22 protein-coding genes are annotated in these 23363 nt (G+C 36.1%); 7 read left to right on the plus strand and 15 right to left on the minus strand.

Annotated features, from left to right (window positions below; all coding sequences use genetic code 11):
- Positions 1–215 precede the first annotated feature (215 nt).
- From AC5YGI_RS11815 to AC5YGI_RS11845, 7 genes are all read right to left on the minus strand, one after another.
- On the minus strand, positions 216–1256 hold the full coding sequence (locus AC5YGI_RS11815; RefSeq protein WP_496168438.1) for a TerC/Alx family metal homeostasis membrane protein: 1041 nt from the start codon (positions 1254–1256) through the stop codon (positions 216–218).
- An 85-nt stretch (positions 1257–1341) separates the two neighbouring features.
- Positions 1342–1950 carry a TerD family protein gene (locus AC5YGI_RS11820; protein WP_047428248.1) on the minus strand — a complete coding sequence of 203 codons (609 nt, stop codon included), beginning with the start codon at positions 1948–1950 and terminating at the stop codon, positions 1342–1344.
- 69 nt (positions 1951–2019) lie between these two features.
- A complete protein-coding gene (locus tag AC5YGI_RS11825) occupies positions 2020–2967 on the minus strand; it encodes a hypothetical protein (RefSeq protein ID WP_110009575.1) in 948 nt (315 codons plus the stop codon).
- Positions 2968–2983: 16 nt separating this feature from the next.
- Positions 2984–4159 (minus strand): toxic anion resistance protein, encoded by a 1176-nt coding sequence (locus AC5YGI_RS11830; protein WP_496168440.1) that lies wholly within the window; start codon positions 4157–4159, stop codon positions 2984–2986.
- Between the two features lie 2 nt (positions 4160–4161).
- Positions 4162–4719 (minus strand): TerD family protein, encoded by a 558-nt coding sequence (locus AC5YGI_RS11835; RefSeq protein ID WP_062675525.1) that lies wholly within the window; start codon positions 4717–4719, stop codon positions 4162–4164.
- Entirely contained in the window at positions 4709–5533 is an 825-nt protein-coding gene (locus tag AC5YGI_RS11840) for a phosphoribosyltransferase family protein (protein ID WP_446106710.1), read from the minus strand. Before AC5YGI_RS11840 ends, AC5YGI_RS11835 begins: the two co-directional genes overlap by 11 nt.
- A gap of 8 nt (positions 5534–5541) precedes the next feature.
- Positions 5542–6210 carry an HAD family hydrolase gene (locus AC5YGI_RS11845; protein WP_330745323.1) on the minus strand — a complete coding sequence of 223 codons (669 nt, stop codon included), beginning with the start codon at positions 6208–6210 and terminating at the stop codon, positions 5542–5544.
- Positions 6211–6837: 627 nt separating this feature from the next.
- On the opposite strand from AC5YGI_RS11845, the gene AC5YGI_RS11850 reads away from it, so the two are divergent.
- Both AC5YGI_RS11850 and AC5YGI_RS11855 read left to right on the plus strand, forming a co-directional pair.
- Complete coding sequence (locus AC5YGI_RS11850) at positions 6838–7788, plus strand: GTP-binding protein (RefSeq protein ID WP_496168442.1); 951 nt, start codon at positions 6838–6840, stop codon at positions 7786–7788.
- Positions 7745–8896 (plus strand): EF-Tu/IF-2/RF-3 family GTPase, encoded by a 1152-nt coding sequence (locus AC5YGI_RS11855; RefSeq protein ID WP_496168444.1) that lies wholly within the window; start codon positions 7745–7747, stop codon positions 8894–8896. The genes AC5YGI_RS11850 and AC5YGI_RS11855 overlap by 44 nt, the downstream gene beginning before the upstream one ends.
- A 143-nt stretch (positions 8897–9039) precedes the next feature.
- Here the strand turns inward: AC5YGI_RS11855 and AC5YGI_RS11860 are convergent, their stop codons facing one another.
- Entirely contained in the window at positions 9040–10578 is a 1539-nt protein-coding gene (locus AC5YGI_RS11860; protein ID WP_454511472.1) for a SulP family inorganic anion transporter, read from the minus strand.
- 609 nt (positions 10579–11187) lie between these two features.
- Between AC5YGI_RS11860 and AC5YGI_RS11865 the strand changes: the two genes are divergently transcribed.
- Positions 11188–11613 (plus strand): transposase, encoded by a 426-nt coding sequence (locus tag AC5YGI_RS11865; protein WP_110009579.1) that lies wholly within the window; start codon positions 11188–11190, stop codon positions 11611–11613.
- A 14-nt stretch (positions 11614–11627) separates the two neighbouring features.
- Entirely contained in the window at positions 11628–11966 is a 339-nt protein-coding gene (locus tag AC5YGI_RS11870) for a hypothetical protein (protein WP_110009580.1), read from the plus strand.
- A 429-nt stretch (positions 11967–12395) separates the two neighbouring features.
- On the opposite strand, the gene AC5YGI_RS11875 is transcribed toward AC5YGI_RS11870, so the two are convergent.
- The 4 genes from AC5YGI_RS11875 to AC5YGI_RS11890 form a co-directional block, all read right to left on the minus strand.
- A complete protein-coding gene (locus tag AC5YGI_RS11875; protein WP_496168445.1) occupies positions 12396–13235 on the minus strand; it encodes a hypothetical protein in 840 nt (279 codons plus the stop codon).
- Between the two features lie 559 nt (positions 13236–13794).
- Entirely contained in the window at positions 13795–14322 is a 528-nt protein-coding gene (locus tag AC5YGI_RS11880) for a DUF6584 family protein (protein ID WP_496168446.1), read from the minus strand.
- Positions 14323–14351: 29 nt separating this feature from the next.
- The gene (locus tag AC5YGI_RS11885; protein WP_496168447.1) at positions 14352–15035 is read right to left on the minus strand and encodes a hypothetical protein; all 684 of its coding nucleotides are present in this window, start codon (positions 15033–15035) and stop codon (positions 14352–14354) included.
- A 48-nt stretch (positions 15036–15083) separates the two neighbouring features.
- On the minus strand, positions 15084–16601 hold the full coding sequence (locus AC5YGI_RS11890) for a TROVE domain-containing protein (RefSeq protein ID WP_330745318.1): 1518 nt from the start codon (positions 16599–16601) through the stop codon (positions 15084–15086).
- A 404-nt stretch (positions 16602–17005) separates the two neighbouring features.
- Between AC5YGI_RS11890 and AC5YGI_RS11895 the strand changes: the two genes are divergently transcribed.
- Entirely contained in the window at positions 17006–17458 is a 453-nt protein-coding gene (locus tag AC5YGI_RS11895; protein WP_496168449.1) for a VOC family protein, read from the plus strand.
- Positions 17459–17539: 81 nt separating this feature from the next.
- Here the strand turns inward: AC5YGI_RS11895 and AC5YGI_RS11900 are convergent, their stop codons facing one another.
- From AC5YGI_RS11900 to AC5YGI_RS11910, 3 genes are read right to left on the minus strand one after another with little or no spacing between them, the layout of a single operon-like run.
- Positions 17540–18883, minus strand: a complete 1344-nt coding sequence (locus tag AC5YGI_RS11900) for an SWIM zinc finger family protein (protein ID WP_496168450.1) — start codon at positions 18881–18883, stop codon at positions 17540–17542.
- Between the two features lie 3 nt (positions 18884–18886).
- Positions 18887–21583, minus strand: coding sequence for a DUF6493 family protein (locus tag AC5YGI_RS11905; protein ID WP_496168451.1), 2697 nt, complete (start codon positions 21581–21583; stop codon positions 18887–18889).
- A gap of 5 nt (positions 21584–21588) precedes the next feature.
- The gene (locus tag AC5YGI_RS11910) at positions 21589–21909 is read right to left on the minus strand and encodes a hypothetical protein (protein WP_496168452.1); all 321 of its coding nucleotides are present in this window, start codon (positions 21907–21909) and stop codon (positions 21589–21591) included.
- A gap of 680 nt (positions 21910–22589) precedes the next feature.
- Here AC5YGI_RS11910 and AC5YGI_RS11915 point away from each other — a divergent pair.
- Both AC5YGI_RS11915 and AC5YGI_RS11920 read left to right on the plus strand, forming a co-directional pair.
- On the plus strand, positions 22590–23015 hold the full coding sequence (locus tag AC5YGI_RS11915; RefSeq protein ID WP_496168453.1) for a MarR family winged helix-turn-helix transcriptional regulator: 426 nt from the start codon (positions 22590–22592) through the stop codon (positions 23013–23015).
- A 7-nt stretch (positions 23016–23022) separates the two neighbouring features.
- Positions 23023–23361 (plus strand): GIY-YIG nuclease family protein, encoded by a 339-nt coding sequence (locus AC5YGI_RS11920; RefSeq protein WP_496168454.1) that lies wholly within the window; start codon positions 23023–23025, stop codon positions 23359–23361.
- Positions 23362–23363 lie beyond the last annotated feature (2 nt).

The following is a 23363-nucleotide window of genomic DNA, read 5'->3' on the forward strand; positions in this document are numbered from 1 at the left end:
TTTTATCTCCGATAAAACTTAATAATGCTAATAAAGGCTTTGAATGAAACCGGTAATTGCGAAGTAATCTTGCTGAAAATCTTTAATTTTCTTGCGTCTTAAAAAGCAGCATAATTTTATCTTCTTTGCGCCTTTGCGTTGTCCAATTAAGAATATGAATAGAAAAAGCCTCCAGAAATAGATTCCAGAGGCTTGATAGTATATTTTAAATAGGGTTATTCTTCCAGTTCTTCTTTCTTTTCTTCTTCTTTTTCAGGGAAGATAACGGATAAAAGAACAGAGATCACCAATACACCTCCTACGATTCCTAATGAAACCGGAGACGGAATATGAATCCATGGCGCAATAAGCATCTTAACTCCAATGAAGGACAGGATAATCGCCAATCCGTATGGAAGTTTGCTGAACATATGAATAAAGTTTGCCAGCAGGAAGTATAATGATCTTAATCCTAAAATTGCAAAGATATTCGATGTATAAAGGATAAAAGGGTCATTTGAGATTGCAAAGATCGCCGGGATGGAATCTACAGCGAAAAGAACGTCCGTAAATTCAATAACTCCTACTACCACTAAAAGAGGAGTTGCCATTTTAATTCCGTTCTGAATGGTAAAGAATTTATCTCCATCATAATTGTCTGAAACTTTCCAGAAACTTTTGATCAGCTTTGCTCCTGCCGTATTGCTGTAATCTTCATCGTCATCATCGTCACCGTCACCCCAGGATTTGATTCCTGCATAGACAAGGAATAATCCGAATAAGGTCATGACTACGTTGATTTTCACTGCTTCACCGAAGATATTCATTTCAGGAAGATAGGTAAGATTAATCAGTCCTACTCCTGCAAAGATGAATATAGCTCTGAAGATCAGCGCTCCGATAATCCCCCAGAAAAGGACTTTGTGATGAAGATGTTTCGGAACTTTAAAGAACCCGAAAACGAGGATAAATACAAATAAATTATCCACAGACAAGGCTTTTTCAATCCAATAGGCAGCCTGATACTGTGTAAATTTCTCTACTGCCAAAGCATGGCTTTCAGGGCTTCCGTCGGTATTGAATACCCAATATACCACCCCTGAAAAAACCATGGAAAGCGAAATCCATACGATAGACCAGATGGTAGCTTCTTTGGAAGAGACTTCATGACTTTTTTTATTAAATACCCCTAAGTCCAGGAGCAGCATGATAACGACCGTTACTGCGAATCCCCACACCAGACCAGGGTGCAGTTCTAAAATACTTTGATGTTCCACTTGAGTTATGTTATTATATGATAAAAGCAATAGATGCACAGAGTACAAATATTGCTATTTTATTTATCTTTTGATTGACAATTGATTATAGATAATTCATCTGCACTGTCTGGATCGTCTGCTCCAGCTTTTTATCTGCTGTAGGATCTCCGATCGCATTGAATTTCCATTCTCCGTTTCTCTTGTAGAAAACCCCCATTACCATGGCAACATGTCCACTGAAAGATGCGTCATTCGCAATATCATATTTTGCAAAAACCTCTCTTACATTGGTAGGAGATCCTTCATAAATACGGATAGAAGCAAAAGGAATAGTCCCGAAATCCTGACCCCTGTAGCTGTTCAAAACCATTGCCACATGCTCAACATTCGGTTCCAGCTGGCTGAAATCTACCGTGATTACTTCATTATCCAATCCGTCATCTCCGTTTACGTCACCGGTAAGGTCGTCTCCGCTGTGTCTTACAGATCCGTTTCTGGATTTAAGATTTCCGAAATAGATTACTTCTGTAACGTTTTTGTTTGAATCATATAAAATACAGCTTCCGTCTAAGTCTACTGCTTCTTTCTTTGTTCCGAAAAATCCTTTCTTTTCGATTGCTCCCCAGTTGATTCCTACACAAGCCTGGGAAAGCTCAGCTCCATTTTCTTTTTTAAGGTTAATTCTCTGACCTTTTTGTAAGTTGATAGCCATCTTTCTATGTTTAGTTGTTATTTACTTTTTTGCAAAAAAGGTAATCTTCTTTGCTTTTCAAATTTCGTTCTAGTTATTATTCAAATTCAAATTAAGCATTGCCCGCAGAATATTCGTTTCTTCGTCGAAGTCAAATATCTTGCTCATAATATCCATATTTTCGAGGTTTTTAATATAATCTTTCAGAACTCCTTCCACTTCAGCTGGCAAAGTACGCTTTCTTTCGTTCATACTATGTTCCAGCTGCTCGTTTTTGCTTCTCAGCTGATCAATAATGGAACTCTGGTTAGACTGATTTTCGGAAATATCCAGCTTATCCAGTTCTTTGTCGAAAAGATACAATTTCTTTTCGTCTACACTGAAAATAAAATAATCATCAGACTGAAAGATTTTAAAAAGTTCATAATCGTGGGTTCCGATAAGGTAACCACATACGAAACGAACTTTAAATCCCTGTATATTAAGCCTTCCCAACAGTTTCCTTTCAATGGAATATTCTTTATACTGATAGGAAGGAAAAGGATCAGGTTTCAGCAGTGTTTCATCTGCCTCCGATCTGTAAAATTCCTGGGCATATTTTTTATGAAAGTACAGTACATTGTCCCAATTGGCCGTAAAACGATCTTCCGTCAGGTCTTTATACACTGTTTTCAAGTGCTGCGAAAAGACACCGCTGTACATTTTTCTGTCGGTCTCAAAACTATCTACCCTTCTTTCTTCAAAACCTGAAATATATTTACTGTTGATGTTAATTTCATTGATGACCGCCAGCATGTCATTTTCCTTCTGTTTTTTAATTTTAGTCAGAAGTTCTATAAGGCTGTCGGTATACTGCAGGTGGAAAAGTTCCAGTTTATTATAATCTAAAGCCGTATTTTCCTGGAACAGATTGTGGATAATATCCGTTTTGATGTAAATAGATATAATATCAATATGTTCAAAAAAATTAGCGAGAAGCTTAAGCTTTGTTAACCTTCTTTTGCTTTGCGACAATATGGTTGCTGCATCATCCCCCACCTTGGTATCCTATAAATTAACCTCTGACATTTGCTTTTAGTTCGTGCTCCAATGTCTGAAGATCCTGATCCAGTTTTCTTCTGTTGTCAGCTCCCTGTTTCTGGATTTGTTTCACTTCATTCAATGTATTGATCAGCATTGATGTTGTTTCTCTCAATGTTTCCACCGATACGATAGTCTGCTCGTTGGCTCTGGCAACATTCACTGAATTCTGGCCAAGACGTTCTGCATTCTTTCTTAAAATCTCTTCTGTAGTAGAAGATACTTTTTGCTGGATTTCAATATTCTGCTGCTGTCTGTACATCGCTACCGCAAGGGAAAGCTGGTTTTTCCAAACCGGAAGTGTAGTGGTAAGAATCGTCTGTGCTTTTTCAGCGATAGAAACGTTGTTGTTCTGTACCAGTCTGATCTGAGGAAGTGACTGCATCATAATCACACGAACCACTTTAAGATCAGCCATTCTCCTGTCTAGCCTTGCAATGAAATCTCTTTTATCTGCAATCTGATAATCCTGATAAATCTGCGGATTAGCTTCCATCTGAGCAAGCTCGCCTGCCGCTCTTTCCATTCTGATATTACCTGCAATGACAAGCTCTTCAATCTGCTTGATAGAATTCACATTGCTTTCAAAAATAGTCTGAAGTACAGCGTTATCTTTTGTAGAGGTGATAATTCCAGCATTTACTTTATAAGAAATCTGCTCGATATTGTTGATGATCTTATCGTATTTTGCAAAAAGATTTTCTACCTGAGTCATAACCTTTTTCATGAATGGCAATTTGCTCAGGAAGCTTTTCACTTTATTTCCGTTAAGCTCTTCTACATCTACATAGTTAAGCTCTACCAAAAGGTCGTTGATAAGCCCACCAACTTCTCCTGAGTTTGATCTTCTTACATTTCCTAAGAAGCTGTCACTCTGGTTGGTTAATGTTTTCTGAAGCTCTGCCCCGAAATTCACGATGGAACCAGGGTTGGTCTCGTCAATAGAGTTCGCAAGAACTTCATATTTCTGACGTTCTTCTGACTGCAGCTGTGTCAGATTTACATTTCCCTCTCTGTCCACAAGAACTGCCGGTGCCGCATTCTGAGCGGGCTGAGCCGGAGTTGGGGGAACCATTGGAGTCGGTTCAAAGGTTTTAAGGGGTTCTATTGATCCTAGCGGATCTATGGGGTGATTTTCCTGATTGTCCATGATTACTTCTGATAAATTGATACAAATTTCTCAAGGCCGTCTCGCTGTCCTGCACCTACAGCCTCAAATTTCCATTCTCCGTTTCTGTTGTAGATTCTTCCGAATTCTACAGCAGTTTCGATTGAGAAATCTTCGTCCAATTCGTATTTTAAGATTTCTTCATTCGTATCTGAATTAAAAATTCTGATGAAAGAATTTCTTACCTGTCCAAAGTTTTGTTTTCTTGAATCTGCTTCGTGAATTGTTACTACTACCGTAATTTCTTTAATAGCACTGTCAATTTTAGTAAGATCAATTTTGATCTGCTCATCGTCACCTGATCCTTCTCCTGTAAGGTTATCGCCTGTGTGGATTACAGATTTGTCCGGAGACTCAAGGTTGTTATAGAAAATAAAGTGATTATCTGAAACCAATTTTTTGTCGTCCCCAAGCAAAAACAAAGACGCATCAAGGTCGAAAGCTGTTCCTGTAGAAGTATTATTGATATCCCATCCTAAACCTACAGTAAATTTAGGTGCGTTAATGTTTTCTCTTTGTCCTTTTTGTAAGTTAATAGCCATAATATAATTCCGTTTGTGTTAAAGTATTGATGTTATTTTCGTATTCTTTTATTAAATGATAATTGTTACTGATCGCCAGCTCTAAAAGCAGGTCCATCTGTTCCTTTTTTACTTGAGACGTAAGATAATCAAAATTACTTGATTCCAGGCCTAAAATATATTTTACAATCCTTGTATTGAACTGAAAATTTTCTTTATTCATCACTTCTGCAACATGATTTACATTTTTTACAGCATAGTAGTTGAAAAAGTTTTCAATTTTCGGGTCAAGGTCAAAATTCATCAGTTCTGCATAATACAGGAACATAAAGTCTGCCTCAACATTATATTCATTAAGGATTCTGTTGACTGTATATTCATGACTTCCCGTGATTTTGATATCGTCTATAAAAATACAAAGTTTTCCTCTCAAAAAATCCTTATCGATATAATAAGTATCATTGGCGATCAGATTTTTGCGGTCTTCAAAATTAAGATTCCCGTAATCTGTGATATATGTATGATTACGATTGATTTTCGATAGAATACTTGACTTTTTTCCTTTTTGAAACAAATAAAAATCAAGATGCTTCTTAAAGTAAAAACATAAGAAATTAGAGGCCGTAGGAATCGCCATATAAGGACTTGGAAGCACTACAATCTCTTTATCCGTCTCTAAAAGTGCTTCGTTGCCGGAAATAAATCCGTCAAATAATTCTCTTGCAAATTTTTCAGCATACGACTTATCGCCATACTTGAAATAACTGTATTCCGCAGGTGAGAACGTAAACTCGTCTGCCGAATGAATGTGGTGTAAGCTGTATCTTTTATTCATGTTTATTTTTAGTGTTTAAGTAAATGGGCACTGAAGCCAAAGTTCTTTGCTCCCTGATAATCTGCCACCGGATTATCTCCGATATGCAGGATCTGATTCATCGCCAAATCCTGATCTTTAATATTATTCTTCACTTCCTGAAAAATAAGCGGATTCGGTTTGGAACAGTTGATTTCATCAGAATAAATATGGAAATCTATGTACTGATCCAGGTTTTCGTGAATCAGGAATTTCCTCATTGTTTTTCCTTTGATAAATCCAGTGTTGCTTAGAATATTTATGGTCTTTCCCTGATTTTTAATATCCTCAAAAAAATCGTGAATATTTTCAAAAATCACCACTGGCTTGTATTCCAGAAACAATTCTTCACTTTTGTTGTAAAATTCATTGAGTTTTTCTTTATTCAATTGTTTTACATCAACATCCAGCGAACCGAGAATCATCAGATAGATCTCAAAAGTATCGATATTACCACCTGTTACTTCGTTGATGGTATTGCAAAGGTCATCATAATACTTTACTGTTTTCGCAACCTGTTCTATAGGCTTATCTACGTTAAAAAATGAGGAGAACAGCTCAACTCTTTTTGCTTTAAATTCAGGATGAGATTTGATTAAAGTGAGCCACAGGTCAAAGGAAAAATGACAGTGGTTATGGATGTCGATATCTGTTTTCAATAGGTTTTAAGTTAAAAGTTTTTATTTAGCTTCCTGAAAAAGATTTAAAATTTTCTAATCATCAAAAAGTGTTCACGATACTATTCTTCCCAAAGATAAAATATTTATCATAAAAGCATTACGTTCAAGTTCTGTTTTAAGATATTTTTATGAAATTCTATGGATTTAAAAGATTCTCAGAAGATGATTTCAAAAGTGTTTAATATCCGTTCACGAAAAAATATTTTCAAAAATTCTTTGAAAATCAAAAAAAAATTATAATTTCGCAACCGATTAACAATCAACAATGTCAACAAAAATGATAAATATTATAACGTTAAGCAATCCTGTCAGAGCTGTGTTCTTTGGCAGCACTGAATATTTATCTGAATAGTTCTATAGATTTTTTATACCAAAAAATATATTGAAGACCTGTCTATTCAGATAGGTCTTTTTTGCTGCCCTATTTTCAGACTTTAACAAATCCAAAAACTTCTGTTGTTTGTTAAGATCTCTGAAAATTTCACTTTGATACGAAATACGAAAATGTTTTACCGGCTTTATAAGATCGGAGTGTATTTTGTGCTCAATTTTTTCAGAATATTTTCCAAACACAGATCTAAAAATCAACAATTAAAATCAAACAAAATGAAATACAACACACGAAATATAGGGATTATAGCACACGTAGATGCAGGAAAAACAACGTTATCAGAAAGGCTTTTGTATTACACAGGACTTATTCATAAAATCGGTAATGTAGATGATGGAAATACCACCATGGATAAAGACATCCAGGAAAGAAACAGAGGAATTACCATTTCATCGGCTGCAGTTTCCACACAATGGAAAAAAGATAACAATGTTTATAATATCAACATTATTGATACGCCGGGACACATTGATTTTGCAGTAGAAGTAGAACGCTCTCTAAGAGTTCTGGACAGTGTAATCGCAGTTTTCTGCGCTTCATCAGGAGTTCAGCCACAGACTGAAAATGTTTGGTTCCAGGCTGAAAAACACGGCACATCCAAAATCTGTTTCATCAATAAGATGGACAGAATCGGGGCAGACTTCTTTGCGGTTCTCAATGAGATAAAAACCAAACTGAATGCTGTTCCATTGACCATTCAGATTCCGATTGGAGCTGAAAACGATTTTGAAGGTGTTATTGATCTTATCAAAATGAAAGCCTTATACTGGACGGATGAAAATGGAGAAACCATTATGGAAAAGGAAATTCCTGCTGTTTCTATGACAGAAGCCCATGAATATAGAGTTAAATTAATGGAAACTCTTGCAGAGAATGATGAGATGTTCTTTGAAATTTTTATGGATACTGAACAAACAGTCACTGTTGAAATGCTCTCAGAAGCGATACAAAGAGTCTGCAGATCCGGATCTGCCGTTCCTGTTTTATGTGGTTCAGCCTTTAAAAATAAGGGAATCCAGCCTCTTCTTGATGCTGTCGTAACTTATCTTCCGGCACCGGATCAGCTTGCTGACCTACAGGGAAGAGATCCTCAAACGGAAGAAACGGTAACAATGGAAAGAAATGAGGAAGCACCTTTCTGGACTTGTTTTCAAAGTGGTGATTGATAAACATATGGGAAGACTGGCTATGCTTCGTGTCTATTCCGGAAAAATCACATCCGGAGATACGATACTGAATGTAAGAACGGGTGAAAGCTTCAGGATTTCGAGAATTTTACAGATGCAGTCGGATAAAACATTATCAATGGACGAAGCTAAAGCAGGAGATATTGTTGCTTTGACAGGAATAAAAGATGCCAAGACCGGTGATTCTCTATCTTCTCTAGAAAAGCCGATATTACTGGAAGCCATTACCATTCCGACTCCTGTGATCAGAGTTGCTATCGAGCCGAAAACCAATGGTGATGAGAAGTCTTTCGGTTTGGTATTGGCCAAAATACAGGAAGAAGATCCTTCTTTGGTGGTTGAAAGAGATCCGCAGACCGGAGAGACTTTATTGAGTGGATTGGGAGAGCTTCATCTCGAAGTTACCCTAGAGAAAATCCGTCTGAATCATGGTATTGAAATCAATCAGGGGAAACCTAAAGTTTCTTATCGTGAGATCTTAACGGAAACTAAAGTTCACCGAGAAAAGTTTTCCAAACAAAACGGAGGAAGCGGCCAGTTCGCTGATATCACGTTTGAGATTGGCCCGGGAAATGATAATGGATTGGAATTTATCAATATGATCAAAGGTGGAGTTATTCCGACTGAATTTATTCCTTCTGTTGAAAAAGGATTCAGAGAAGCTATGGAGTATGGACCTTTGAACGGATATCCTCTGGAAAACATGAAGATCACCCTTCTTGACGGTTCCTTCCACGCTCAGGATTCTGCAGCATTTGATTTTGAGATTGCAGCAAGAGAAGGATTCAAAGCTGCAGCAAAAGGATGTAGCCCTAAGCTGATGGAGCCTGTCATGCAGATAGAAATTCAAAGTATTGAGGAATATACAGGTGCTGTCACTGCGGATATCAACAGAAGAAGAGGAATTATTACTTCTATTGATGAAAAATCCGGAAGAAAGATTTTTGCAGCGGAAGTTCCGTTAGCCTCAACGTTCGGGTACATTTCAGATCTGAGAACATTGACAAGCGGAAGAGCTTCCATCAGTATGAAATTATCACGCTATGCTTTAGTGCCTGATTTTATCGCCAATACATTAATAACCTAAACAAGCAAGGACTGTAGATTTTTTCTTACAGTCCTTGTCTTGTTTGTGAATGGTCAATTGTCAATTCGATGTGCTGTCAATTTTTTTTTACTATAAAAATTCACCATTCACTTGCGAAGCAAAATTCACTCATTGACCTCTTCCTATTTTTCCGGCATCACCTTATAGGTAGGATCTTCCTGAATATTAACTTCCACTACTGCTTCTGCATTTTTTAATACTTTTCTGCAATCTTCACTGAGATGACGCAGATATATCGTTTTATTCTGCTGCTTATAACGTTTGGACAATTTATCCAGCGCATCAATAGCACTCATATCTACAATACGGCTTTCTTTAAAATCTATAACCACCTGATCCGGGTCATTCACAGGATCAAATTTATCTGTAAACGCTGTTACTGAACCAAAAAATAAAGGCCCATATATTTCATAGTACTTCACCCCGTTTTCATCCACATGTTTTCTCGCTCTGATTCTTTTAGCATTATCCCAGGCAAAAACCAATGCTGAAATGATCACCCCAACCAACACTGCTAGAGCAAGGTTGTGTAAAATAACAGTAATCAGTGCTACAGTAACGCCTACAAAAATGTCCGATTTCGGCATTTTATTCACAATCCTGATTGATACCCACTGGAAAGTGCTGATAGCAACCATCATCATCACTCCTACCAGAGCAGCCATAGGAATTTTCTCTATGACAGGTGCACCAACAAGAATAATTATCAAAATAAGCAGTGATGCTACAATTCCTGATAGTCTTGCTCTGGAGCCTGCATTAAGATTTACCAATGTCTGTGCTACCATTGCACAACCACCCATTCCACCAAAAAAGCCGTTGGTAATATTAGCCAATCCCTGAGCGACAGACTCTTTATTGGCACTTCCCTTGCTATTCGTGATTTCATCTACCATCGATAATGTCAGAAGAGATTCAATAAGACCGACCCCGGCCATAATTAAAGCATATGGAAAAATAATCTGTAAAGTTTCCAGAGAAAAAGGGACCTTCGGAATATGAAAATCCGGAAGATTTCCACTGATATGAGCAATATCTGCAACCGTTTTTGTTGGAATATTAAATCCGAGAACTACTGAAAATACGATGATAATAGCTACCAGAGAGGCAGGAACCACTTTTGTGATTTTTGGAAAAAAGTAAACGATAGCAATTGTAAGGGCAGTTAAGCCAGCCATAATGTACAAAGGCATTCCCTGCAGCCAACTTACTCCGCCATTACTGTCTGTGATTTTGAACTGTTCAACCTGTGCCATGAAAATAATAATAGCCAATCCGTTCAGAAATCCGTACATAACAGGCTGTGGAATCAGTCTCACAAATTTTCCAAGTTTAAAGATTCCTACCATCATCTGAAAGATTCCGGCAAGTGCAACGGTAGCAAAAAGATATTCTATCCCATGAGATTGTATCAAAGCAATCAGTACAACGATCGTTGCTCCTGCTCCACCGGAAACCATTCCAGGACGACCTCCTAAAACTGCGGTTACAAGTCCCATCATAAATGCAGCATACAGCCCTGTAAGCGGAGACAAACCAGCCAGAATAGCAAATGAGAGAGATTCAGGAATCATAGTCATTGCTACCGTAAAGCCAGCCAGCAGTTCGTTCTTATAATTGATTTTCTTCGAAAAGTCGAATAAGCTTATAGTATTTTTCATTGATATGCAAATGTATGGACTGTGTAAATGGTATACAATTTTTTCTTTTTATGATTTTTTCATGATTACAGTTATCACTTTAAACAATTTACATATCGACTTTTATAATATGTTAATTTTACTTAAAATAAATAGATAAAGTATGATTTTTACATTTCTAGCTGTTTTTACTTCTTATTTTTGTTTACATTTGAAAACGAATAAGCGATTATTTGGTACTAATTAAAAAATTCGATGCGCAAAAAGCTGTTTATCAACACATCAACAGCCGCAGCTCACAGAATTCTATCAAAACCTTAATAGGTTATATATTATTTTACACAAATGGCAGGAAGAGAGTTTGAAAGAGAAGAAGAAAAGACCCCATTGAAAATAAAGAATATATCCAAATTATATTAAGGTGATCCCTACCCGCCTGTTTTACAATATTTGGTAAGCTATAATGCGTTTCTAAGATAGAGTCTTACGAAAGGTATTTTTTAATCATAATTTCTTTTCTTTACCAATTTCAAGCTATCGTCAGCTATTTACCACCACACAAAATAATACACATCACCTATTTTCGTTTTTTATATATAAGTTTAAACAAAAGAATAATATTCAGTAAAAATGTTATATAAAGAAATCCATATTGGGAAATTTATTAAGGAGAGAGTTGATGAAAACGAAATAACAGTAGAGAGAATATGCAAATTTTTAGGCAAAGATGAGGAAACTGTTGAGATGATGTACGACAGCAGCTCAATGGATACTGATCTTCTTTTAAGATGGAGCAAATTACTGGAATATGATTTTTTCAGACTCTACAGTTCACATTTAATTTTATACGCACCGCCTTCTGCAATTAACAAAAACAGCCAAAAGTCTGAAAAGACGCCTTATTTCAGGAAAAACATTTACACTCAGGAAATCAAAGATTTTATCATGAAAAGGATTATTTCCGGTGAAATGACCCAAAGCGAAGTTATCAAGGAATATTCAATTCCAAAAAGTACGCTTCACAGATGGCTTCAGAAGAGCGATAATGCCAACTGATAAAGAGATAAAACATGCGCCCAAATTACAAAAGAATTTATCAGGATATGCTAAAGATGGAATATCCTGAAAAGCTGAAAGATCCGAAAATCAAAGAACTTCTTGAAAAGCTTCACACCAGTGATGATGTACTTAAATTCAATGAAAAACTGTTCAAGCAGTCCAGAGAAAATCAGAAACTGAAAACCTATGACAGGCAGACGATGTTAAAACTGCTTCAGTATCAGAAAAAACATGGCCACTCAACAAGCTATATGTCAAGGAAATATAAAATAAGCCGGACTACGCTTTCCAAATGGAAAGGAATGTTTGAGAAAGAGCTTGAAGATACAATGAAAAGTGCCGGTACATAATCTACCGGCATTTTTTAAAGGTAATAATAAGGAAAAAACCGGCTGTCGTTGGCCGGAGTCGAACCGGATAACCTTGCCGGTATAACCGGCTTCGCTATTCCTCCCGTCATTATAGTACGATGAATTTTTTCCTAACGACACTTCAAAATGGTAATATAAAGAAGCTGGAAGTGGGCAGAAGAAAGGGGTTAAAGCCTGAAAATCTATCTGACTTTATAGAAAATTACGATACAAAGATCTTTCAACGTCCCACTTCCGGCTTCTTGTATGATAAAACAAGGCGAAAAACGAATAATGTAGTCGTGCTCTAACCAGCTGAGCTACTCTTCCTATATAAACTGTGTTTTTTGTTGTGGAAGAGACGGGACTCGAACCCGTGACCCCGTCGTGATGAGCGAAGTAACATTTTTCTACGGCACTTGTTTGTTTTTATTTTTCTTCTTCAGCAATATATGTTTTGACAATAGGATGAATCCGGGCATCTTCAGAATAATAGCTTAAACCAAACCCACGCCATCCGGAGGACCAATAGAGAATCATTTCTTTCAGATAAGGAATGTATTTGGTTTCATCATACTTAAAGTTTTCATTGAATATTTGTTGTACCTCATCAATAAGTTCCGGATAAAACCTCTTATCTTCCTCATCATATATATCTGTATAAATATCAAGATGATCTCTTAGTTCATATAGTAAGTAAGTTCTGAAATCCCAACCCAGAATAACAACATCCGAACCACTAACGCTTACTACAGGATTCCATTTTAAATTGTTGTTTTCTACAACACAAGCTGAATCCCTGACAGGTAATAATTGGGGAAGCTTTGAAAACCATTCGTCAAAAATTTCTTTTTTTCTCTCCAAAGATTTAGGCTTTATTCCCCAGGATTTCAACCAAACATGATTGACACTCATAATATCATCCCACATCCATTTGTAAACAGAATTTATCTGACCGATAATTTCTGTTTCATTCTCTAACCAATTATAAAAGAAAGTACATTCTTCTGCAATCAGTGTCCCTTCATCTTCATATTCAACAATTTCTTTTTTGTCAATTGCATGAAGAATCTTTAGAAATTCTCTGTGTTCAGACGTAAAGCTCACCTCATATTTTCTTTCAACCTGATCAATCTGTTCTTCAGAAAGCCCTTGCCATTTGGCACCGTAAAATCCTTTAGGACAATTTTCATCATTTACAGACCACAGTTTTTCTGTGCGTTCTTTGACCCAGTATAAAAATTCAGTCAGATTACTTGGTATATGCATGGTTATTCATTTTAAAATAAAAAAGAGGCAGGATTCGAAAAGACTTGTACAAGATCACTTTAATGACCTTCTGGAGTCGAACCAAATTAAACCGAAGCAGGTCTTTTCTACGGCACTCTTTTACAAATCAAGGTAATATTTTTCAGAATCTTCCGTGCATTTGCTCTACCTGCTGAGCTACCTCTCCTTTTCGGGGGAGAAGGCAGGATTCGAACCTGCGACCCAATGTTTACTCAATCTCGAAGTATGATTCTAAGACGACACTTGATTTTTATGTTTATTCATAGTTATTAGTTTCTTATACAAATTTATATTCTTGCTGCGCATTCTTTTTATGCAGTTGTTTTTCTATTAAAAACCAAGCAATGAATAATAAGAGTAATTGATGTTCAATTGGAAGTTGACGATGAAACTCTTATCAACGGCATTGGTTGCTACCGGGCAATCTGGTGAAAGACTCTGTCAGTTTGGAATCGGAGGAGGTCTTTCTAACGGCACCAGTATTATTAACACTGCAAAATTATATTGTGAGTACGCAATCTTTTTACGTAGTTGATTTTTATTGAGAAAATAATGATGAAATAATTTCAAAAAGTTTAAAAATCCCTAAAATCGGAAGTAAAATAATGAATCCGATCAATAAAAAGATTCCTATTTTACTTAAAAAATCTGTTTTGTTTTCTGAATAACTGCCTTTCTCTCTTGTTTTGATTTTGAAAACAGGAATCTGTTTTGTGATTTTAAGACTATGTTGTTCAAGTTCAGTGATTACTTTCAATGCATATTCATCAAGCAGTTTTTTATCTCCTCTGAAAACAATATCTTTTAAAATGGCATTTCCAGAATTGCTTAAAGACTTTCTGTAAATCTCTACTGCATTTTCCATTTCATTATTCTCTGGTTTAGAAAGAATCCAAAATTTACCTGCTTCATCAAGAAATCCTGCTTCAAAATAAATCTGTCCTAATCTTCTTCTTAGGGAAAGGTCATTAGGAAACTGATTAATCATATTTCTTAATCTGTCGCATGCTTTTTTCTTTTGTCCTTCTTTAAGATCATGTTCAATTCTATATAATAAATTTCCCATAATTCATATTAAAAATAAATTAGTTCCCATTACAATAAATTAATTTTATCATTTAAATCTGGCATTATTTTCTTCGCTATTTCTATTAATTCTTGATTATTATTTTTTAATTTCTCTTGATCTAAAATTTTAATTAAAAACCATTCAAGATCATTAGTTATTTTTAAAAAATCAATTATCATTTCTGCTGTTTTATCCCCATCAAATTGAACAATAGTATTATAATACAATTCTAAGTTGTCACTGATATGTCCGCTAATGTTATTGCGGATAATACTCATTTTATTATCATAGCTATATCTATTTTTGAAAGCTTTTATTGAGTTATTTATACATTTAAAATCTTCAATTATAGATATTGTTAAACCACTGGAAACTTCATTAAGAAATTGTCTATATTTATTATATGTTTTAAATGTTTCAAAAATTGTTAAATATGCATTTTTAATACAGTATATTTTTTCCCAATTATTGGAAGCATTATATAAAAACTTACTTGTAACTGTTAAATCAAGATTAGAAATAGCAATTAATGAAGCAATATCATTTATCTTTTTAATAAAGTCAAATCCTTTAAGATCATCTTCACTAAATCTTATATTTAAACGCACTTTAGTATCTTCAGTTATGCTATTCGATTTTTGAATGACATCTAAAAGATTGGTAAATACTTGAATTGACTTATCTGCTGAATCATTAAAACTTTTGTTCATAATCTAATTATTAATAAAGTTATATTTTTATTTTAAAAGCAGTGCCTGTTACAGCACTACTTTCTGAATCATTTTTACTGCAGACTTTTTGTCTTCCAACGCGTTCAGTACATCAAAAATTTTGTCTGACCAACCCGCAATAAGATGTACATCATTTTTTCTAATATCAAGCGGCTGTGTACCATAACCCGCAAGGTCAAAAATATACAATTTTGCATTGGGAGCGATCGCTTTGTATCTGTTCCACAGGTTTTCAAAAGAGTTTCTGTTTCCACTGCTGTCCCACAGCTGGGTATCGGTGAAAAGCATTACCTTATCCACCTGTTCTCCTCTTTTGATCAGATCTTCGATCACCAGATAACCATTGGTGGAATATCCTACTTCACCTTCACGTTTATAGAATGCATCCACGTTCCTTAAAATACCATTTTTTGGCATGGGAACTCTTAGCCAACGGTCACCAAAGATACCTGTCACCACATTTTTACATTGCGACTGCAGGATCATAGACATCAGCAAACCGATATCATACAGTAAAATCTTACTTTTACCGGAAACCGCTTTCTGCATGGAACCCGATACATCGGCTGCAATTACCACTGAAGTATCAAAACCAAAACCTTTGATATTTTTAGCACTTACCACTACAGCATCTTCCAATGCTTCCAATACTGATGACAGGTATGGAGAATCTATTGTTTTCAGTTCTCTGTAAGCCGCCAGGAATCGGAATGGGAGCTGTTTCGAGTTGGAGACGGCTCTTTCATCAGAAAGATACCTGCAGACTTTATTCATTGCATCTGGTGATACACCTGCTTCCAGGATATTTCTCAGGTTTCTCATCGTTGCCATATACCCCAATTTGTTACTGAAGATCAGTTCTTCCCATTTGTTTTTGAAAGCCAGTTTTCTTTCTGCATCATTAGCAAACTTTGTCTGGCCCAGAACGGAAAGTTCAACTTCCCATGTATAAGGCGTTTCCAGTGTATTGTTGGCAATTTTGTTGAAAACTGCTTGTTGGTTTTCATCCTTAGCTTTCGGGTGAATCAGAAATAATGCATCTTTCAGGGTTACTTCTGCTTTTCTGTTGTATTTGGCAAACTGATATTCATCAAATTTATTGAATGATTTTACCAATCCTTTCTGAATCTGCTTGGATAGTTTGTTCAGCTTCTTTGTATCGGTTCTTTTATTGGCAAGCTGGTAGTACGCCAGCAATTCTGTGATTTCATCCGCTCTCTGCACGACTCCATCTACGGTTTTGCTTACAAGGTCTGTACCGGAAATCTGCTTTGCCAGTTCAGTTGTCAAAACCAATGGAATAGATCTTAAGTACATATCTTTTCTTGCATATACGGCCAGCTTTGCCACAAATTCAGGATCATTTTTTTTGATCAGAGACTGTATTCTTTCCAATCTGTCATTTCCCTTCTCATAGTTGGCATCTGACAGCCCTGTTGTAACAACAGCACTATACAATTCTTCTGCAGGTGTCATCGCATAGGCTCTGGCACCTTCGTAGTTTGGTACTACTTTAGTTTCTTTTTTTAAAAAATTAAATTTCATGGTTACTGTTTTTATTGTTAACATGGAAAGGATTGATACTTCCTCTCTGATTTCTGATGCAAAGTAAAAACAGTATTACGCAACCTTTTTGCGTAGAATATTTTTATTTGATTTTTTTTTTAATTTTTAAAATGATTCTCGCAGATTATGCAAGATTACGCAGATTTTAAGTTTTGGATAAAGCCGAATGAATGAGATTGTTATAAGGCGGCTAAAGCCCATCCCTGATGGTTGAGAAATAAAACCGCATTCATCATTCATCATTCATCATTCATCATTCATCATTCATCATTCATCATTCATCATTATAAAATCCTTCTATCACTCGTTTTCATTAAAGAAATCATCTGTATTCCATTTTTCACTAAGGCTTTTCTAGCTTTGCTATGATTAAAAATTAAGCTATGATTAAAGGAATATATGAAACCCATATTCAGGTGAGCAATCTGGAAAATGCAATACAATTTTATACAGAAGTGCTGGGATTGAAACTTGCGCATAGAGATGAAACCAGGCCCATTGCTTTTTTATGGGTTGGAGAAGGGAAAGAATTTATGCTCGGATTATGGGAGCAGAAGGAGAATTTTCAGACCAGACATTTTGCTTTTTCCTGCAGTAAGGAAGATATTTTGAATTATTCTGTAGAGTTTCTTGAAAAAAAGAATTTAAAACCTTACAACTTTCTGAAAAACGGAAGTGCAGAGCCTATGGTATTTGCATGGATGCCTGCACTGGCTGTTTATTTTAATGATCCCGATGGAAACCAGCTTGAGTTTATTTCTGTTCTGGACGGAGAAGGGAGACCGGAATCAGGTGTACTCAGCTATGAAGAATGGATGCAACAGACTGGCCAATAATAGAATTTTTACAATACAGAGGCGTAGGATTTTTATGCCTCTGTATTATCAGCAAAATAACCAAATAAACATCAGCAGCATTTAAGCATTGACCAGTTTTTTCACTGCCAGGACATGTTTACAGGGACCTCTCTCACCCTGATATTTACTGAACCATTCGCAGGTACAGCGCGCACGCTCATTTTCAATGATAACTGTGTGATGCACACCCGTTCCTTTTACTCTAGCTTCTGTTCTTGTTTTATGATGATTTAAAATTTCTACTTTTCCGTCTTCAATCAATCTTTCAGCATTTTTTATCCGGGGATTGAGTCCGATAATACGGCTTAATTTAAAAGGAAGCCTGCGATAGAAAAATTCCCTGTCATCAAGATCGTAACCGAGTAATCCCATTGCAGCAAGCCTGCCGGTACTATTTTCAACTTTGTCAAAACTGATATTCTCTTCCAGAGCAAGTGTGGCAGGATTAAGGGACTGGTTGGCATAGGCATATTTATCCAAGGCATCAATCCATTCGTCGGGAACATCCGAAATCAGGCTATCTAACACTGCGCCTTCCCCTGAGAAACCTCTCCAGCATTCTCTAGATAAAGAAAAACTGAAACGGATATTCCCCATACTGAGCTGCCATGTTACGGAATGCATATTGGCATGTGCAAATACCTTCATAGAATCAATATAAGGAAGAAGAGGCTCTAAAAGACGAAGCCTGTGAATTCCTCCTATGCAAACAGAATCTGTAGATTGTACCGGAGAAAAGATGGGTTTATTTCCGCGTACAATCAAGTAATAATCTGACTTTACCACTCCTTTCGGCATTCCTCTAAACAATTGCTGCGTCTGGATTCTATTGAAAGTGTAGCGTTTCACTGATTCTGATAAATAGACCTGAACAGTCCCCAATCCTTTGATCCATTTTACAGGCAATGGAACTTTTCTTTCTATTATTTTATTTTCTTCCTGATAAAGCCCAACTTCTTTTTGCCCTACAGAAAGCATAATTTTTCCATTCGGACGGATACTTCCCAAAGCATTTATCATAGGCTGATTGAAATCCACATTTGTTGTTCCGCTTTCAAGAAACTCACCATCCAATCCATCAGGCATTACATCTACTCTTGCATACACTCCTGCACAATGGGAAAAACCTTCAAACCTTACTCTTTCATTTCCTGCTGTCACTATAGGATCTTTAAGGTGTGCCATCTGAAGCGGCGACAGATTAAAACTGGATTTCACAATGTTGGAAAGTGTGATCAGACATCGGGCCAAAATAAAGGGCTGCCCTACATTTCCCCAAAAGAAACAGGGGGCATCAGTATTTTTATATACCTCATTGTATTTGGCGAGGAACAGCTCTTCAAGCGCACCTGTCCTAACTAAAGAGGATGCACCTGAATAGTTGTAAATAAACGTATCTTCCATGATCTATTTTTTCAGGAGTAGATTACAGATTTTTTTAAGGCTGGAGTTTTCTTTCCAGTGGTTTAATTTTTCAAGTATTTCTTTAGGAACCAATGAATGATTCAATGCCAATACTTCATGGTAAATTTCCAGAATTCTTTTCAGATTGGTAACCGGTTCTTCCATTTGAAGTACAATATTGGTAATCAATTCCTCGAGAGCAGAGTTATGATTTTTACTCACATTCAGCATGTGATGCTGCATAAGATCTGTCAATCTTTTCACCGGTGCCCACTCCAGTTTTTCGTGCAGACCAATCACTCTTCCCAGCCTTGCGTTATCCATCATCTGACAGGAAACATGTTCAAGCCAGATTTCAGCAGCAGTTCCTCGGATGGTTTTATCACCATCCAGGAAAATAGTCCCAAGAAACAGATAACCAATTTCATCCAGAGGTTTCTTGATCTGATACAGTGTATTAGCAGTATTCAAAACAAGGTTTCTTTCAAAAACTTCTGCAATTCCTGAATAGAAAAGACAGTACTTGATTACTTTCGCCAGAGCATTGGCAGGCGTATTGGGAAAGCACAGCATCAGTGCAGGAATTTCATTAAGCTCTTTCTGCTCTGCTACAAAATATTCCAGGAACAAAGGTTCTTTTCTTTTTTCAAGATGATATTTTGGAATCGTAATATTCAGCTCTACCGGATAGTATGAGTTTTTCTTATTGTCAATGGTCTTCCATTGGTAAGCCCCTGAAAAGAATTCCACAGGAATATTTTCATATCCGAAACTTCTGAATTCTTCAAAAACAGTGTCAGGTGAACGTGTAATTCCGGCTGTCATCCACCATGAAGGGTGTATAAACTTGCCTTCCGGTTTTTCATTTTTACCAAAGAAGAAAAGCAGTAATTCTCTATATTCCCCTTTTAGTCTTTTCTCTGTTTCTGCAATAGCTTCTGAAGTATCATCCAAAGCGCAGCGCTGCAGGGCCAGCTGGATATCCAGATGATGAGGCTCTGTATTATTATTCTGATAATTCTCCAATCTCTCAACGAGAGTCACAGGGGAAATCCAGCATGGTGCATGGGTGATAGGAAATAACAGAGGCAGTTTATCCCCGGATTTTATTTTTTCAACAGCATATACAGCAATCTCTTTAAAAGCCTGTCTTGCAGGACAATCTGCTCCAACATCTTCTATGGGACCTAATTTCTTCTGATAATTGGAGTAAGACTCTCTTGTCATTTCTTCCTCCCTTGTTTTCTGGTATATTTTTTCCAGATTCTTTAGCTGAACCGGATATTTTTCCATTAAAGCCAGCCCATAATTGATAATAGCATTGCACAGCAAAACATTCAGATAAGGAACTTCCCATTTTGCAATGGTTTTACAGGCCTTTAAAAATACAGGTTCCATCAGTTTCACTGAATCTTCATCCACATCTCCGGCAAACCTGATAAACCCCGTCAAAGCAATATCACAATGATAGCTATACGGATCGTCCATTGCCAAAGGCAGATAGAACATCAGATCTTCAAAATTCTGAAGTACCTGCACTGCATTTTCATCTGTAGCCAGCAATCGTTTTTCCGAAGCTATAGCTTCCAGTTCCGGCTGTTTTTCTTCAATATATTTTACTAAAAACGGACGTACATTCGTCAATATATTATCTGAATAGTGAGAAAGTGCCTCAATCATATTTTCTGAAGCCGGTATGTATTTAAGAATGATCTTTGCTGCTTTTGACTGTATGCCATCATCTTTACTGACAAACGCTGTACTTAAAGCCACTCCGAGCATATCCGGATCTACCTTCTTTCTCTGAAATATTTTTTCAGTAAGTCCCAGACTGGAAACCACCACTGTTTTTACTTCTGAGCTCAGCAAATTCGGAAGGTAATGCGAAAATTCTTCATTTTTAAATTCAGCAGCCCCAACAATTTTTTTCAGGTGGGATAATATTGTATTCACGGCTTTTGACTGTGAAGAAACAAGTCCTGCAAGCAGTTCATCCTGCAGATCAGCTAATTCTTCTTCCGTTGGTTTTAATGATGTAAAAGCATCCATAAACCAGCCCGTGACATTTTTATTAAAGTTTCTGTTGGAAGCCAGAAGGCATTCTTTCAGGAATCTTTTCCTTTCTATTTTCTTCTCAGCAATGAGCTTTTGAACAATGGGAAACCATTCTTTACGGAAGGGTAAAGATTTGGAAGGAAATTCACATAAATACCAGAAATGTGTATTAAGTGTTTCAGGATAACGGTCAAGATCAGCCGGATAATTACTCAGGTGATGTCCCAATAATTCAGGTTTGGGCTGTACATATCCTTTCTCTGACCATCCTAAAATATCTTTATAATTGAAGGCTGTAAATTCTGCTTCAACCGATTCATTGATAAAGTCTGAAAACCAGTCCGGGCATCCCCATTCCAATATCTGCTCGGTCTGTTCTGCATTACGGAAAAGGCTCCAGTAATTTTTACCAAAATTCTTTTTGTCCATACATACAAAAGAAGCTATATCTATAATGGAATGCTGGTTCACAGATCCTGCCGTGTGGTAGGAGTTTTTAGTCATTACAATTTTACTGATCTCACGGTCCATTTTCTTGATAGAGGGTATCAGTGTTTTCCTTTCTTCAATGCTAAGCTCTTTTAGAAAGGGAATAATCTCATGTACTTTTTCCTCATTAAGGATCTCATAAAGTCTTTCTTTCATGGGCTTTAATTTGATGTATAAATTTGTTTCAGGTTATTCATTTTTTTCCATTCTTCAGGCAGTTTGATAAGAGCTTTCTCTGGTTCAAACCCATTATACTTTAACAGTTCATGATAGAGCCCGTAGTTTTTGTTATTAAAAACCGTTCTCCCAGCTGCTGAAAGAATGGAGGTCAGCAGTTTTCCTTTATATTTTTTAAAATGGTTTGAAGACCGTTTGTTAAAAAGGGTCTCAAAAGCCGTAACACAGGGAGTTTCATATTTATTAAACAGTCCCGGAGACAGAAATAAATAAGGCCTCTCCATGAAAAGTAAATTCATCTTCATTTCAACATTTAAAACTTTTTCAAATCCTTCACTACAACATTAATACACAGTATTTTATAACAGCAGTTTTTTCCTGTGAAAACAAAGTCTTTAAAACAGGAAGTCCTATATAAAATTGTCATCAGTCCATCATCTTAAAGATCCGGACAAAAATTGAATAAATTATTTAATAAAAAATGTTTTCAGGGATGTAACTTTTAAAGAATCCGATAGCAAAATCAAATGATATCTTGTCTATCCGGATTTTTTTTGTACTGATGACCTGCTTTGCAGCCAAACAACAGTTTAAATATTTTACATCAAAACTTTCATTACCAAACATCAATTTATTCTCATTGGCTAAAATAAAAAAAAATGACTGACAGACAGTAAATTATCCCATAAAAGTGATTTTTTTAACAAATATTAAGTTAATAAAACAATAGTTGGTAAAGCTCTCAGCACAATAAAAATAATTCCCTGTTTAAAGATATAAAATTAAAAAAATTAGCTAAAAGCTCTATATCCTGATATTTACACAACATTTGGTGTCTTATTTTTAGTATTGATGATGGCTTACAACAAAATTATTCTACCGTACCGATACGTTAATTTTTTTTAAAATAATAAAAACAGGATTGTAATTCCCTAAATTTTATATATTTGCAAAACAAAATACTTGACAACTCAAATACTTTTCAATGATAAGCACAGAATTATTACTTTTAATAAACATCAATAAGCTACAGTCTGTAATTGCCAGAAAATTTGATTCTCTGAGTGTTCATGGCCTGGGATTCAATGACTTTGTTATTCTTTATGTGCTCTATTCTTCCTCTGAGAGCAGAATGAGGAGAATAGATCTTGCTGAAAAAATAGGTCTTACGGCATCAGGAGTCACCCGGTTATTGAATCCATTGGAAAAAATCGGACTGGTATCCAGAGAAAGCAACGAAAGAGATGCCCGCGTAAGTTATGTGGTCATCACGCCTAACGGCAAAAAGATATTTGAAGAAGCTAAGCTAAGCGCTGAGAATATTACTAAAGAAATTCTTTCTTCCAAAAAAAATAAATCGCTGCGCATGGTCAATGAACTTTTATTTGATTTGGGAGGAAATATACAATAATGAAAAGATGAAAAATGCATTAAAGAAACAGCTAAGAGAAAAGGCAAAAGACCATACAACAACAATGGGAGTTCTTGCTGTTACCAACAAATTAAATGGTAAACAATATGTTCAGGCTTCGTTACATCTGGAAGCGCTGGTGAATAAGATGAAATTTCTGCTAAACGGAGGCATGTTTACAAATCCTCAGTTACAGAAGGAATGGACAGAATCGGGAAGTGATTCTTTTACCTTTGAGTTTGCCGTTGTTGTTCCGGATCAGAACAATGAATTTATCAATTATCGTAAAGAAATTCAAAAGGCTGAACAGTCTTATATTTCCGGACTCACTACAGAATTATATTAAAG

Source organism: Chryseobacterium sp. CS3K3.1, from assembly GCF_059515165.1.